Origin of the sequence: Variovorax glucosi (assembly GCF_051216695.1) — a bacterium.
Classification (GTDB): Bacteria; Pseudomonadota; Gammaproteobacteria; order Burkholderiales; family Burkholderiaceae_C; genus Variovorax.
Genome location: NZ_JBPJZE010000002.1, coordinates 540,552 through 555,492 on the forward strand (window position 1 = coordinate 540,552; position 14,941 = coordinate 555,492).

The following is a 14,941-nucleotide window of genomic DNA, read 5'->3' on the forward strand; positions in this document are numbered from 1 at the left end:
CCCCAACAAGAACTCATTCCGACGCACGCCGATGCCTTTTCCCGATCTGATCCTCCATCTGCTCAACTTCGTGGCACCCGCCTTGTTCATGGCGCTGCTGCTGGCGCTGATGGCGCGCGGAATGTTCGGCAGATCCGCTTCCGCGCGGGGATTCTGGATGCAGGCGGGGCTCAATTTCGTTGTCGGGGTTGCGGTCTTGACGATCGGGCTCTGGGTGACGGGACGTGACGGAAAGATGGCGACTTATGCAGCACTCGTCGTCGTTTGCGGAAGCGTCCAGTGGGCACTAAGCCGTCGCTGAAGGCGGCATCGGCGTCGTGGGCGGGGCCGGGGCAGCGGCCGAAACCGGTACGTCGGTGGAGGGTGGCGCCGGCATCGGCGCCGCCGCATAGGCCGCCAGCGGAAGGTCTGCCACCCGCAACTCCTCCAGAATCGTGAACAGCAGATCGCTGCGCACACCGCCCGCCAGCCGAGGGCTCGGCACGTAGGCGATCACCTGGAAGATCAGGAAGCCGCCCTCGATGCCATCCAGCGACACAGACGGTTCGGGCGTCGGCAGCACGGTTTCGTGCTCGGCACACGCCTTGAGCATCACATCGCGGGCACGGATGGCATCGGTGGTCAATGGCATCGGCAGGCGGATCAGCACCCGTCCCTCGGCATTCGACAGCGTCATGTTGCGCACCGTCTTGGTGATGAATTCGGAATTCGGCACGATCAGCGTCGAGCGGTCGCCGAGCGTGATCTCTGTCGCGCGCACGTTGATGCGCTTCACGTCGCCTTCGGCTGTACCCAGCACCACCCAGTCGCCGACTTTCACCGGCCGCTCGGCCAGCAGGATCAGGCCGGAGATGAAGTTCTGCACGATCGCCTGCAAGCCGAAGCCGATACCCACCGACAGCGCGCTCGCCACCCATGCAATGCGCTCGATGCCGAGACCCAGCGCCGACAGCGCCGCGCCGATCACCAGCGCGCCGCCGACGTAGCCGAGCAGCGTCGTCAGCGAACTGCGCATGCCGGGTTCGAGCGTGGTCGTCGGCAGGTAGCTGCGGTCGAGCCAGCGCTTGAGCAGCGCCATCAGCGCGAAACCGACCGCCGCGACGCCCAGCGCGCCGAAGATCGCGCCCGGCACGAGTTCGAACTGGCCGACTTTCAGACCTGTGCCTAGCTTGCCGCTGCGCTGGAACACCTCGTTCGGCGACGTGCCGAGCGGTGCCACGAGGGCGATCACCACATAGAAAGCCAACAGCACGCGGCTCACCGCCGACAGCAGCACGGCCGCCTGGTCGAGCAGCTGCGGGCGCACGTTGAGCGTTTTCTGCAGCCTCTGGCCGGCGCTGCTGTTCGACGACACCGTCGCCATGAACAGGTCGTCCGCGAACTTGAACATCAGGTAGGCCGCCGCGCCGACGATGCCGCCCCAGATCATCTGGCTCGCGACGAAACTCGCCAGCGCCACGTAGCCGGTGGCGACCAGCACGCAGATCGCGATCAGCAGCACGGCGACCGCGCCGATGAACAGGCCGACCCAGAGCGGGCGGACCGCTTCGGGCGAGTCCGGCGCGACGACTTCCGTCGGTGCGGGCTCGCCGGCCGGCTTTTCCGCGGCCTTTGCCAGCGCGCTTTCGGCGGCGGTCGCCTTGGCACGGCGCCATTCCGGAATCTCTTCCGCGATGGACGACAGGCGCAGCCGCATCAGCATCACGGCGACCAGCGCCGAAAGCCCCAATGCCGTCGCCGCATGCGTGGCGACAGCCGAAGCCAGGCTGGCTTCGACCAGCGTGTTGACCAGCGTGGTCAGCCAGATCGTGGTGCAGACCAGCGCGACCAGCCACGGAAACGGTTTCATGCGCGCGGCCATCGCGTCGGCGATGGGCGGCAGCCGCCACGACGGCCGGTTGTTGGCCAGCAATGCCCGCCCGAGTCCGACCACGAAGCCGGGGAAGATCATGAACATCGCCACCGCTTCACCCAGTTTTTCGGCGAGTGCGCCCCAGTTGCCGGCATCCTGCAGCGCCTTCCAGCCCCATTGCGCGGCCAAGGCGACGATCAGCGATACGGCGGCGACCGTGCTCAGCGCGAGCAGCGAGCGACGAAGCCGGCCAAGCGGAAGCACGCGCGCCGCCAGCTTCGTCAAACCGTGTTCCGCGCCCCAGCTGCCGAGAAACGCAAGCAGCAGCGCGCCGACGAGCGAAGCGAGCACGCTGCCGCTTTCCGGGCCGCGCAAGGATGTCGACAGGCCGGTGCGTACTTCCGCCAGCAGAGCGGTCAGGCGTGCCCGGTCTGCCGGCCAGGCGGCGGCGATATTTCGCCAGAAGACGGTTCCGAGCGGCGAACTGGAGCGTTCGAGCAGGCGCGCCTCGAACAGGGCGCGGCGCTGGTTGCGCAGGTCGGTTCCGCGCTGCTGGGCATCGACGGCGACCAGGCGCGCGAGCCGGATGTCGGCATCGAGCGCGTTGCGTTCTTTCTCCAGGGCCGTGCGCTGGCGGGTGACGTCCGGATCTTCGGAGCCTGCGCCCTTGGCCGGCGCGGTGCCGAGTTCGCCGAGCCGGGCGTTCAGGTCGGCGAGCGGACCGGTGCGCGATGCGACGAAGCGCTGGGCCTGCGCGCCGATGTCGTCGGTCTGCGCGATCAGCGCGGCCACCTCGTCGCCACTGTCCTCGATCGTTTGCGGAATCTTGTCGAGCTGCGCGCGCATCGCCGGAACGGTGCTCTCGGGAACGGCGTCCGGGTCTTGCGCTGCGGGTGCCGCGCTGGAGGCGGCAGGAGCGGTGTTGGTTGCCGGTGCGGGTGCTGGGTCGGCTGCCGATGCCATGCCCGGGAAGGCGAGGCTGGTCAGCAGGAAAAGTGCGGCCAGTCCGCGTTGAATCGATCTCATCAGGGCATTATCGGAGCCCGTCCGGTGGACGGATGTCAGCCAGCGGGACTGAAAAGGTCGATGCGGTCGGTGATTACGCCGTCGGTGCCGAGCGCGATCAGCCTGTGTGCGGCCCACTCGTCGTTCACCGTGTAGCTCAACGCGCGCATCCCGGCGCCATGAACCTGGGCGACCGTGCCGGCGTCCCACAAGGCGTGATTGCACACGATGGCGACGCAGCCGAGCTGACGCGCTTCTTCCAGCCAGCCGTTGCGCAGCGTATCGAGGAGCAGGGCGCGCGGCAGTTGCGGTGCGGCATCGCGAGCGCCGGCCAGCGATTCGGGCCGGAACGAACTCAGCAGCGGCGGTGTGGCGTGCCCGGCCCAGAGGCGTCCGGCTTCGCGCGCGACGACTTCGCCGGTACGGCGCTCGATGCCGGGCGATTCGGGCGTGTCTGGCGTCGGCTTGATCTCGATGTTGAGAAAGTAGCCGTTCCGCAGGCAGAAGCGGGCGATGTTCTCGAAGCTGGGCAGCGGCTCGCCGGCGAAGGCGCGCGAATGCCAGCTTCCGGCATCGAGCAGGGAAAGCGCATTCCAGGCTCGGTCACCGCCGATGCCGTGGCCGCCGGTGGTGCGTTCCAGCGTCGCGTCGTGCATCAGGAACGGAACGCCGTCGGCGCTGAGCTTGACGTCGCACTCGAACATCCGAAAACCGTGCGCCGCGCCGCAGCGGAAAGCGGCGAGCGTGTTCTCGGGCGCCAGCTTGCCGGCGCCGCGATGCGCGATCCAACGCGGATAGGGCCAGGGCCAGGCGGCGAGGGCGCTTGCGCTGGCGCTCATCTCACTGGCCCGCGACGCGCTTGCCGGAACCGGCGTCGAACCAGTGCACGCGGTCGGGCCGCGCGGCGATGTGCACCGTGTCGCCGGCCATCGGCGGCGTGTCGGATTCGTCGGTGCGCATGATCAGCTGCTCGTCGCCGATGCGGCCGTAGACCAGCCGCTCGGCGCCCAGCAGTTCGACGTACTCGACCTGCACGATCCAGCCGCTCGGATCGAGCTTCAGGTGTTCGGGGCGGATGCCGAGGATCTGGCCCGGACGCGAACCCGGCACGTTCTTCAGCAGGTTCATCGGCGGCGAACCGATGAAGCTGGCGACGAAGGTGGTCGCCGGATGCGAATACACCTCTTCCGGCGTGCCGAACTGGTCCATCACGCCGCCGTTCATCACGATGATCCGCTGCGCCAGCGTCATCGCCTCGACCTGGTCGTGCGTGACGAACAGCGAGGTGATGCCGAGTTCGCGGTGCAGCTTCTGGATTTCGATGCGGGTCTGGGCGCGCAGCTTGGCGTCGAGGTTCGACAGCGGTTCGTCGAACAGGAACACCTGCGGCTGGCGCACAATGGCGCGGCCCATCGCGACGCGCTGGCGCTGTCCGCCGGAGAGTTCGCGCGGCTTGCGTGTGAGCAGCGGACCGAGTTCGAGGATCTTCGCGGCCTTGTCGACGCGTGTCTTGATCTCGTCCTTCGGCACCTTGGCTATCTTCAGGCCGTAGGCCATGTTGTCGAACACCGTCATGTGCGGGTAGAGCGCGTAGTTCTGGAAGACCATCGCGATGTCGCGCTCCGACGGTTCGAGCTCGTTGACGACGCGCCCGCCGATGGAGATCTCGCCGGCGGAGATTTCCTCCAGCCCCGCGACCATGCGCAGGAGCGTCGACTTGCCGCAGCCCGAAGGCCCGACGATGACGACGAATTCGTGGTCGGCGATCTCGGCGCTGACGCCGTGAATGACCTGGTTGGCTTTGGGGCCGACGCCGTAGCGCTTGATGACGTTGCGTAGGGAAAGGGCAGCCATGTTCTTATTTCTCTGTATCAACCAGGCCCTTGACGAACCACTTCTGCATTGCGACGACGACGATCGCCGGAGGCAGCATCGCCAGGATGGCGGTGGCCATCACGACGTTCCATTCGTTCTGCGAGTCGCCGCCGGCGATCATCCGCTTGATGCCGACGACCACCGGGTACATGTCTTCGCTGGTGGTCGCGAGCAGCGGCCACAGATACTGATTCCAGCCGTAGATGAACTGGATCACGAAAAGCGCCGCGATCGACGTCTTCGACAGCGGCAGCAGCACGTCGATGAAGAAGCGCATCGGGCTCGCTCCGTCCATGCGCGACGCTTCGGTCAGCTCCTCCGGTACCGTCAGGAAAAACTGCCGGAACAGGAAGGTCGCGGTCGCCGAGGCGATCAGCGGCACCGTGAGGCCGGCATAGGTGTTGAGCATGTGCAGGTCCGACAGCACCTTGTACGTCGGCAGGATGCGTACCTCGACCGGCAGCATCAGCGTCACGAAGATGGCCCAGAACACCGTCTTCTTGAACGGAAAGCGGAAATAGACGATGGCGAAAGCCGACAGCAGCGAGATCGAAATCTTGCCGATCGAGATCACCAGCGCTGTCACCAGGCTGACCCACATCATGTGCGCCACCGGCGCGTTGGAACCGGCGCTGTTCTCGCTGCCGAACAGCGCGGCCTTGTAGCTGGCCCACATGTTCGATCCGGGCAGCAGCGGCATCGGCGCCTGCACGATTTCCTGCGCGGTGTGCGTGGAGGCGACGAACGCCAGGTAGAGCGGAAAGGCGACGATCAGGACGCCGAGCACCATGACGACGTGCGCCAGGATGCCGTGAGTGCCACGTTTTTCGACCATGTCAGTAGTTCACTTTCTTTTCGACGTAGCGGAACTGGATCACCGTGAGCAGCACGACGATGAACATCAGCACCACCGACTGCGCAGCCGAGCCGCCGAGGTCCATCGCCTTGAAGCCGTCGTAATAGACCTTGTAGACCAGGATGGCCGTGTCCTTGCCCGGACCGCCCTGCGTGGCCGCATCGACGATGGCGAATGTGTCGAAGAACGCGTAGACGACGTTGATCACCAGCAGGAAGAAGGTCGTGGGAGAGAGCAGCGGAAATTGCACCGTCCAGAAACGGCGCCACGGACGGGCACCGTCGATGGCTGCGGCTTCGATCAGCGATTTGGGGATCGACTGCAGGCCGGCCAGGAAGAACAGGAAGTTGTACGAAATCTGCTTCCACACCGACGCCATCACGATCAGCGTCATCGCGTGGCCGGAATTCAGCAGATGGTTCCAGTCGATGCCGATCTTGCCGAGCGCATAGGCCACGACGCCGAGCGACGGCGAGAACATGAAGACCCACAGCACAGCCGCCACCGCGGGCGCGACCGCGTAAGGCAGGATCAGCATGGTCTTGTAGAACGTCGCGCCGCGCGTGATGCGGTCCGCGAACACGGCCAGCGCAAGCGACAGGCTGATGCCGATGCCGGCCACCAGCACCGAGAACAGCGCGGTCGTCTTGAACGATTCGACGTAGCTCGGGTCATCGAAAAGCTGGCGGAAATTGTTGAAGCCTACGAATTCGATCGAAGTACCGAACGGGTCCTGCTGCTGCAGCGACTGCAGCAGCGCCTGGCCCGCCGGCCAGAAGAAGAACACCAGAATGACCGCCATCTGCGGCGCAAGCAGCAGCCACGGCAACCAGCCGGCGCGGAAGAAGACACGTTTTTCCATGAAGGCCCTGAAATGAGAAACCCGCCGGCTTCTCGTGGAAAGCGGCGGGTCGCGAGTCTAACGTCGGGTAAACAATTCTTGCGAATCTGTGTGCTCAGCCTTTGTTCGCCTTCTGGAAGCGTTCGAGCTGTTCGTTGCCGCGCTTGACGATGGAATCCAGCGCTTCCTTCGGCGACTTCTTGCCGCCCCAGACCTGTTCGAGTTCTTCGTCCTCGATGGCGCGGATCTGCACGTAGTTGCCAAGCCGGATGCCGCGGCTCTTGTCGGTCACCTTGCGGATCATCTGAGTGACCGCGACGTCGGTGCCCGGGTTCTGCTTGTAGAAGCCCGAGTCTTCGGTCAGCTTGTAGGCGGCGGTGGTGACCGGCAGATAGCCGGTGCGCTTGTGGCTGGCGGACTGCACTTCAGGCGTCGAGATGAAGCTGAAGAACTTGGCGACGCCCTTGTACTCGGCAGGCTTCTTGCCCGACATCACCCAAAGGCTGGCACCGCCGATGACGGTGTTCTGCGGCGCGCCGGGAACGTCCTGGTAATAAGGAAGCGGTGCCAGGCCGTAGGCGAACTTGGCGTTCTTGGCCACGTTGCCGTAGAAGCCGGACGACGTATTGATCATGGCGCATTCGCCCGACACGAAAGACGCTTCCGGCACGTTGCCGCGGCCCTTGTAGACGAACAGCCCCTGCTTCGCCATGTTCGAGAGGTTCTCGATGTGGCGGACATGCAGCGGCGAATCGACCTTCATGCGGGCGTCGAGCCCGGCCATGCCGTTGCTCTTCGTCGCGAATTCGACGTTGTGCCACGACGAGAAACTCTCCAGTTGCGTCCAGCCCTGCCAGGCGGTGGTGAACGGGCACTTGTGGCCCGAAGCCTTCAGCTTGGCAGCCGCGTTGACCACTTCGGGCCATGTCGTCGGCGCCTTGTCGGTCGGCAGGCCGGCAGCCTTGAACGCATCCTTGTTGAAGTAGAAGACGGTGGTCGAGCTGTTGAACGGGAAGCTCAGCATCTGGCCGTTCGGCGCGGTGTAGTAGCCGGCGACGGCGGAAATGTAGGCGCCCGGATCGAACTTCTCGCCCGCGTCCTTCATGACCTGCGCGACCGGGACGATCGCGCCCTTGCTGGCCTGCATGGTCGCCGTGCCCACTTCGAACACCTGCAGGATGTGCGGTGCATTGCCCGAGCGGAAGGCCGCGATCGACGCCGTCATCGACTCGTCGTACGTGCCCTTGAAAGTCGGCACGATCTTGTAATCCTTCTGGCTTTCGTTGAACTGCTTGGCCAGGTCGTTGACCCACTCGCCGTTGACCGCCGTCATAGAGTGCCACCACTGGATCTCGGTTTGCGCTTGCGCGGTGTTGAACAGTGCCGTGGCCGCGAGCGCCGAGGCCAGGGCGAGCGTTTTGAATCGCATGGAGACTCCAGGGAAGAGGAATTTGGAAAGACGAAAGCGCGAATGCTAGGTCGTGCCGGTGACACGACGGTGTCATCTTTTCTCATGCGCGACGGCGACAGGCCAAGCGGGGAAACCCTTTTGCCGGTGCGTGCCGCCGGAGGGAGGCGGCTGCTTTCGCGCGGGGCGATGCTAGCATCACGACCCCTCTTTTTCAGCGTCGGCTCAGGGTCCGCGCGATCCTCCGATTCTCATGACCAAGACGACCTCACTCGACAAAAGCAAGATCAAGTTCCTCCTGCTGGAAGGCATCCATGCGTCGGCCATCGAGATCATCCGGGGCGCGGGCTATACCCAGATCGAGACCCTCCCGAAAGCGCTGCAAGGCGAGGAACTCAAGGCCAGGCTGGCCGATGTCCACTTCCTGGGCATTCGCTCGCAGAGCCAGCTGACCGCCGACGTGCTGGCTGCTGCGCCCAAGCTGGTGGCGGTGGGCTGCTTCTGCATCGGAACCAACCAGGTCGACCTGAATGCGGCCCGCGAACGAGGCGTTGCGGTCTTCAATGCGCCGTATTCGAATACCCGTTCCGTCGCCGAACTGGTGCTGGCCGAAGCCATCCTGCTGCTGCGCGGCGTGCCCGAGAAGAATGCGCTGGCGCATCGCGGCGGCTGGCTGAAGTCGGCGGTCAATTCGCATGAAATTCGCGGCAAGACGCTCGGCATCGTCGGCTACGGCTCCATCGGCACGCAGCTGTCGGTGCTGGCCGAAGGGCTCGGCATGCATGTCGCGTTCTACGACGTGGTCAGCAAGCTGCCGCTGGGCAACGCGCGCCAGGTCTCGCAACTGCACGACCTGCTCGCTCAGAGCGACATCGTGACGCTGCACGTGCCCGAGCTGCCGTCGACCAAGTGGATGATCGGCGCGGCCGAGATCGCAGCCATGAAGCCGGGCGGCATCCTGATCAATGCGGCGCGCGGCACGGTGGTCGACATCGATGCGCTGGCCGAGGGCATCAAGTCGAAGAAGCTCTGGGGCGCGGCGATCGACGTGTTCCCGGTCGAGCCGGGCAGCAACAAGGACGAGTTCGTCTCGCCGTTGCGCGGGCTGGACAACGTGATCCTCACGCCGCACGTCGGCGGCTCGACGATGGAGGCGCAGGCCAACATCGGCGGCGAAGTGGCGGAGAAGCTGGTCAAGTACAGCGACAACGGCACCTCCGTCTCGTCGGTGAACTTCCCCGAGGTGGCGCTGCCGGCGCATCCGGGCAAGCACCGTTTGCTGCACATCCATCACAACGTGCCGGGCGTGCTGTCGGAGATCAACAAAATCTTCTCGGACAACAAGATCAACATCGCCTCGCAGTACCTGCAGACCAACGAGAAGGTCGGTTACGTGGTGACCGACATCGACGCCGCTTCGTCGGACATCGCGCTTGAAATGCTGGCCAAAGTCCCGGGAACGATCCGGAGCAGGGTCTTGTTCTAAAATCATCGGCCCGGTTCAAGGGCGCGCAGCGTCCTGCCGAGGCTGCCCCCCGATGAACGCTCCGATCGCGCTGACTGCGTTGTTGTCGCAGGCCGCAGAGCCCGCCCGACTTCGCGAGATTCCCTACAACTACACCAGCTTTTCCGACCGCGAGATCGCGATTCGCCTGCTCGGCGAGCGCGGATGGGCGCTGCTCCAGTCGTTGCGCGACGAACGTCGCACCGGCCGCTCGGCCCGCATGCTTTACGAAGTGCTGGGCGACATCTGGGTCGTGCAGCGCAACCCGTACCTCGTCGACGACCTGCTCGACAACCCGCGCCGTCGCGGTCAACTGGTCGATGCGCTGAACCATCGCCTGACCGAAGTCGGCAAGCGCCGCACGCCCGACGTCGATGCGCAGCGAGATCTGCTGGTCGGCGAACTGTGCGGGCTGGTTTCGCAGGCGATCGCCGATTTCGACGCCATGTTCCGCGATGTCGCCGCGCTGCGGCGCAAGGCGACCCGCGCTTTCCGCCGGCTGACGGCAAAGGACAACATCAAGTTCGACGGCCTTTCGCGCGTTTCGCACGTGACAGACGCGACCGACTGGCGCGTCGAATACCCGTTCGTCGTGCTGTGCCCTGATACGGAAGCCGAGATGGCGCTGCTGGTCAAGGGCTGTATCGAACTGGGTTTGACGATCATTCCGCGCGGCGGCGGCACGGGCTACACCGGCGGCGCCATTCCGCTGACCTGGAACAGTGCGGTGATCAACACCGAAAAGCTGGAGGCGATGACTGAAGTCGAATTCGTCGCGTTGCCGGGGCTCGAAGCACCGGTGCCGACGGTCTGGACCGAAGCAGGCGTCGTCACGCAGCGCGTCGCCGATGCAGCAGAGCGCGCGGGCTATGTGTTCGCAGTCGATCCGACTTCCGCCGAGGCTTCGTGCGTCGGCGGCAACGTCGCGATGAACGCGGGCGGCAAGAAGGCCGTGCTGTGGGGCACGGCGCTGGACAACCTGGCTTCGTGGCGCATGGTGACGCCGCAGGCCGAATGGCTCGAAGTCACGCGCGTCGGCCACAACCTGGGCAAGATCCACGACGCCGAGCGCGCCGTGTTCGATCTGCAGTATTTCGCGGCCGACGGCAAGACCAAGTTGCGTAGCGAACGCCTCGACATCGCCGGCAACACCTTTCGCAAGGAAGGCCTCGGCAAGGACGTGACGGACAAGTTCCTGTCGGGCCTGCCGGGTATCCAGAAGGAAGGCTGCGACGGCCTGATCACCAGCTGCCGCTGGATCGTCCACAAGATGCCGGCGCATACGCGCACGGTCTGCCTCGAATTCTTCGGCAACGCGAAAGATGCGGTGCCGAGCATCGTCGAGATCAAGGACTTCATGTTCGCCGAGCAGAAGCGCTCGGGCGTGCTGCTGGCCGGCCTGGAGCATCTGGACGACCGCTATCTGAAGGCGGTCGGCTATGCGACCAAGTCGAAGAAGCACGGCGGCCTGCCGAAGATGGTGCTGTTCGGCGACATCGCCGGCGACGACGCCGACGCCGTGGCGCGCGCCACGTCGGAAGTGGTGCGCATCGCCAATTCGCGCAGCGGCGAAGGCTTCATCGCGATCAGCCCCGAGGCGCGCAAGAAGTTCTGGCTCGACCGCAAGCGCACGGCGGCCATCAGCCGCCACACCAACGCCTTCAAGATCAACGAGGACGTGGTGATTCCGCTGCCGCGCATGGCCGAGTACACCGACGGCATCGAGCGCATCAACATCGAGCTGTCGCTGCAGAACAAGCTGGCTTTCGCCGATGCGCTCGAAGCCTTCTTCACGCGCGGCAACCTGCCGCTGGGCAAGACCGACGACGCGAACGATCTGCCGTCGGCCGACTTGCTGGAACATCGTGTCGCGCAGGCGGTCGACCTGATTCAGGAGGTGCGCGCGCTGTGGGCGGGCTGGCTGCAGGATGTCGACGCGCTGTTCCCGCAGTTGCAGGACCATTCGCTGCGCGCCAGCTGGAAGACGCAGATCCGCGCGCCGCTGCAACAGATCTTCACCGGCGCCGAGTTCGCGCCGATCCTGGCCGAATGCAATGCCATCCACCAGCGCGTGCTCAAGGGCCGCGTCTGGGTCGCGCTGCACATGCATGCGGGCGACGGCAACGTCCACACCAACCTGCCGGTGAACAGCGACAACTACGAGATGCTGCAGACCGCGCATGCCGCGGTGGTGCGGATCATGGCGCTGGCGCGCTCTCTGGATGGTGTGATCTCCGGCGAGCACGGCATCGGGATCACGAAGCTGGAGTTTTTGACGGATGCTGAGCTGCAGCCGTTCACGGATTACAAGCAGCGGGTGGACCCGGAGGGGCGGTTCAACAAGGGAAAGCTGCTGCGCAGCCCCGAAACCTCTTTGCTCCAGGCCGACCTCACCAACGCCTATACCCCCAGCTTCGGCCTCATGGGCCACGAGTCGCTCATCATGCAGCAGAGCGACATCGGCGCCATCGCCGACTCGGTCAAGGACTGCCTGCGCTGCGGCAAGTGCAAACCCGTGTGTGCGACCCATGTCCCGCGCGCCAATCTGCTTTACAGCCCTCGCAACAAGATCCTCGCGACTTCGCTGCTGGTCGAGGCTTTCCTCTACGAAGAGCAGACGCGCCGCGGCGTGAGCATCAAGCACTGGGAAGAGTTCGAGGATGTGGCCGATCACTGCACGGTCTGCCACAAGTGCCTCTCGCCGTGCCCGGTGAAGATCGACTTCGGCGACGTGTCGATGAACATGCGCAATCTGTTGCGAAAGATGGGCCAGAAGAGCTTCCGGCCCGGCAACGCGGCCGCGATGTTTTTCCTGAACGCGACGAATCCGCAGACCATCAAGATGATGCGCACCGGCATGGTCGACATCGGCTTCAAGGCGCAGCGGCTGGCCAACGACCTGCTGCGACGCGTCGCGAAGAAGCAGACCTCGGCGCCGCCGGCCACGCTCGGCCCGGCGCCGATCAAGGAGCAGGTCATCCACTTCATCAACAAGAAGATGCCGGGTGGACTGCCGAAGAAGACCGCGCGCGCGTTGCTCGACATCGAGGACGCGGATTACGTGCCGATCATTCGCGATCCGAAGGCGACGACCGCCGAAACCGAAGCGGTCTTCTACTTTCCGGGTTGCGGTTCCGAGCGGCTGTTCTCGCAGGTCGGTCTGGCGACGCAGGCAATGCTCTGGCATGCGGGCGTGCAGACCGTGCTGCCGCCGGGTTACCTCTGCTGCGGCTATCCGCAGCGCGGCAGCGGCCAGTTCGACAAGGCCGAGAAGATGATCACCGACAACCGGGTGCTCTTCCACCGTGTCGCCAACACGCTGAACTACCTCGACATCAAGACGGTGGTGGTGAGCTGCGGCACCTGCTACGACCAGTTGCAGGGCTACCAGTTCGACAAGATATTCCCCGGCTGCCGGATCATCGACATCCACGAATACCTACTGGAAAAGGGCATCACGCTCGGTGCGGCCGGAGGTGGCGGCTATCTCTATCACGACCCGTGCCACAGCCCGATGAAGCTGCAGGACCCGATGAAGACAGTGAAGGCGCTCGTCGGCAACGCTGCAGGCGACAACGTGCTCAAGAACGATCGATGCTGCGGTGAATCGGGCACGCTGGGCGTGACGCGGCCCGACATCTCGACGCAGATCCGTTTTCGCAAGGAAGAGGAACTGAAGAAGGGCGAGGCCGCGTTGCGTGAGGCGGGCAAGGTCGAGGCGAAGGGCCCGGTGAAGATCCTCACCAGCTGCCCGAGTTGTCTGCAAGGCCTGTCGCGCTACGGCGACGACCTGAACAACGGTCTGCTCGAAGCCGACTACATCGTGGTCGAGATGGCCAACCGCATCCTCGGCGATCAGTGGCTGCCCGATTACGTCGCGGCAGCCAACAACGGCGGCATCGAACGCGTGCTGGTATGACCGGGAAAAGCGGCTGTGTGCTGTGCGCCGGGCCGGGCGGTCGTCTGGTAATCGAGGCGCCGAAGTTCCGGGTGATCCATGCGGAGGAGGCCGGTTTTCCGGCGTTCTATCGCGTGGTGTGGCGCGATCACGTGGCCGAGTTCTCCGACCTCGATGCAGCCGACCGTGCGCACTGCATGGACGCGGTGACGACGGTCGAACAATGTCTGCGCGACCTCCTCGTGCCGACGAAGATCAACCTTGCCGCGCTCGGCAACATGGTTCCGCACCTGCATTGGCACGTGATTGCGCGCTTCGACTGGGACAGCCACTTTCCGGCGCCGGTATGGGCCGGTGCGACACGGGAGCGCGACGAAGCGCGGGAAGCTGCCGTGCTGGCGAAACTGCCGACCGTCGAGGCGGCTATTGCAGCGCGCTTACAACCAAAGAGGAATTGACGACATGGCAGGCCTTCACAACGGCGCACCGACGCCCCAATCGATCACCGTCCACAAGCAGTCGCGCGTGCTGGAAGTGGGTTTTTCCGACGGCGCGAGCTTTCGCATTCCGTTCGAGCTGATGCGCGTCTATTCGCCGTCGGCCGAGGTGCAGGGTCACGGGCCCGGCCAGGAGATTCTGCAGACCGGCAAGCGCAACGTCGGTCTGCTGGAACTGGAACCGGTGGGCAACTACGCCGTCAAGCCGGTCTTCACCGACGGTCACGAAAGCGGCATCTTCTCCTGGACGCTGCTCTACGAACTCGGCTCGCAGCAGGATGCACTTTGGGCGCAGTACGAGCAGCGACTGAGCGCTGCGGGTGTCGACCGCGATGCGCCGATGGCTATTCCGGGTGGCGGCAGCCATGCCTGCAACAGCCACTGAGCTTGAATGTCCGCCGTGCTGGCGGGGTCGTCGGCTTGCGATTTCTTCTTCCGTCCTAACATCAGATCCATGAGCACCACCCATTTCGGTTTCGAGAATGTCGACGAGAGCGAAAAGGCGCGTCGCGTGCGAGGCGTGTTCGACTCCGTCGCCACCCGCTACGACCTCATGAACGACCTCATGTCGATGGGGTTGCATCGCGCCTGGAAGGCCTACACGGTGATGGTCGCGAATGTCGGCGAAGGCTCGCGCGTGCTCGACATCGCCGGCGGCACCGGCGATCTGGCGCTCGCTTTCGCCAGGAAGGTGGGGGCGACAGGCAAGGTGGTGCATACCGACATCAACGAAGCGATGCTGCGCACCGGTCGCGAGCGCCTGCTCGATGCGGGCGTGGCACTGCCGACGCTGGTCTGCGATGCCGAGAAGCTGCCGTTTCCGGACGGTCATTTCGACGTCGTGACCGTGGCGTTCGGCCTGCGCAACATGACGCACAAGGACGCGGCGCTCGAGGAAATGAACCGCGTGCTCAAGCCCGGCGGCAAGCTGCTGGTGCTGGAGTTCTCGAAAGTAGCAAAGCCGCTGCAAAAGGCGTATGACTGGTACTCCTTCAACGTGCTGCCCCGTCTCGGAAAAGTGGTTGCGGGCGACGACAGCAGCTACCGCTACCTCGCCGAATCCATCCGCATGCATCCCACGCAGGACGAACTCAAGGCCCTCATGAAAGAGGGTGGCTTCGGCCATGTGGACTATCACAACATGACGGGTGGCGTGGTCGCCCTGCATGTTGGAATCAAGTGTTGAATTTTTCGAAGTGGAGACG

At 64.7% G+C, this 14,941-nt stretch carries 12 protein-coding genes; 6 read left to right on the forward strand and 6 right to left on the reverse strand.

Annotation, left to right across the window (positions count from 1 at the left end):
* Positions 1–31: 31 nt before the first annotated feature.
* Positions 32–301: a hypothetical protein gene (locus ACSFA3_RS10870; RefSeq protein WP_435505454.1), complete on the forward strand. Its 270-nt coding sequence runs from the start codon at positions 32–34 to the stop codon at positions 299–301.
* On the opposite strand, the gene ACSFA3_RS10875 is transcribed toward ACSFA3_RS10870, so the two are convergent.
* The 6 genes from ACSFA3_RS10875 to ugpB form a co-directional block, all read right to left on the reverse strand.
* Positions 287–2,878, reverse strand: a complete 2,592-nt coding sequence (locus ACSFA3_RS10875; RefSeq protein ID WP_435505455.1) for a DUF3772 domain-containing protein — start codon at positions 2,876–2,878, stop codon at positions 287–289. The genes ACSFA3_RS10870 and ACSFA3_RS10875 overlap by 15 nt on opposite strands.
* 35 nt (positions 2,879–2,913) lie before the next feature.
* Entirely contained in the window at positions 2,914–3,696 is a 783-nt protein-coding gene (gene ugpQ / locus ACSFA3_RS10880) for a glycerophosphodiester phosphodiesterase (protein ID WP_435505456.1), read from the reverse strand.
* Between the two features lies 1 nt (position 3,697).
* The gene (locus ACSFA3_RS10885) at positions 3,698–4,711 is read right to left on the reverse strand and encodes a sn-glycerol-3-phosphate import ATP-binding protein UgpC (RefSeq protein ID WP_435505457.1); all 1,014 of its coding nucleotides are present in this window, start codon (positions 4,709–4,711) and stop codon (positions 3,698–3,700) included.
* 4 nt (positions 4,712–4,715) lie between these two features.
* Positions 4,716–5,567, reverse strand: a complete 852-nt coding sequence (gene ugpE / locus ACSFA3_RS10890) for a sn-glycerol-3-phosphate ABC transporter permease UgpE (protein WP_435505458.1) — start codon at positions 5,565–5,567, stop codon at positions 4,716–4,718.
* A gap of 1 nt (position 5,568) precedes the next feature.
* A complete protein-coding gene (gene ugpA, locus ACSFA3_RS10895) occupies positions 5,569–6,450 on the reverse strand; it encodes a sn-glycerol-3-phosphate ABC transporter permease UgpA (RefSeq protein ID WP_435505459.1) in 882 nt (293 codons plus the stop codon).
* A 94-nt stretch (positions 6,451–6,544) separates the two neighbouring features.
* Complete coding sequence (gene ugpB / locus ACSFA3_RS10900) at positions 6,545–7,858, reverse strand: sn-glycerol-3-phosphate ABC transporter substrate-binding protein UgpB (protein ID WP_435505460.1); 1,314 nt, start codon at positions 7,856–7,858, stop codon at positions 6,545–6,547.
* 232 nt (positions 7,859–8,090) lie between these two features.
* Between ugpB and serA the strand changes: the two genes are divergently transcribed.
* From serA to ubiE, 5 genes are all read left to right on the forward strand, one after another.
* The gene (serA, locus tag ACSFA3_RS10905; RefSeq protein WP_435505461.1) at positions 8,091–9,323 is read left to right on the forward strand and encodes a phosphoglycerate dehydrogenase; all 1,233 of its coding nucleotides are present in this window, start codon (positions 8,091–8,093) and stop codon (positions 9,321–9,323) included.
* A 52-nt stretch (positions 9,324–9,375) separates the two neighbouring features.
* Positions 9,376–13,260, forward strand: coding sequence for a DUF3683 domain-containing protein (locus tag ACSFA3_RS10910; RefSeq protein ID WP_435505462.1), 3,885 nt, complete (start codon positions 9,376–9,378; stop codon positions 13,258–13,260).
* Positions 13,257–13,697, forward strand: coding sequence for an HIT family protein (locus tag ACSFA3_RS10915; protein ID WP_435505463.1), 441 nt, complete (start codon positions 13,257–13,259; stop codon positions 13,695–13,697). Before ACSFA3_RS10910 ends, ACSFA3_RS10915 begins: the two co-directional genes overlap by 4 nt.
* Before the next feature lie 4 nt (positions 13,698–13,701).
* Complete coding sequence (locus ACSFA3_RS10920) at positions 13,702–14,121, forward strand: gamma-butyrobetaine hydroxylase family protein (RefSeq protein ID WP_435505464.1); 420 nt, start codon at positions 13,702–13,704, stop codon at positions 14,119–14,121.
* Positions 14,122–14,190: 69 nt separating this feature from the next.
* Positions 14,191–14,922 carry a bifunctional demethylmenaquinone methyltransferase/2-methoxy-6-polyprenyl-1,4-benzoquinol methylase UbiE gene (gene ubiE / locus ACSFA3_RS10925; RefSeq protein ID WP_435505465.1) on the forward strand — a complete coding sequence of 244 codons (732 nt, stop codon included), beginning with the start codon at positions 14,191–14,193 and terminating at the stop codon, positions 14,920–14,922.
* The last annotated feature ends 19 nt before the right edge of the window (positions 14,923–14,941 follow it).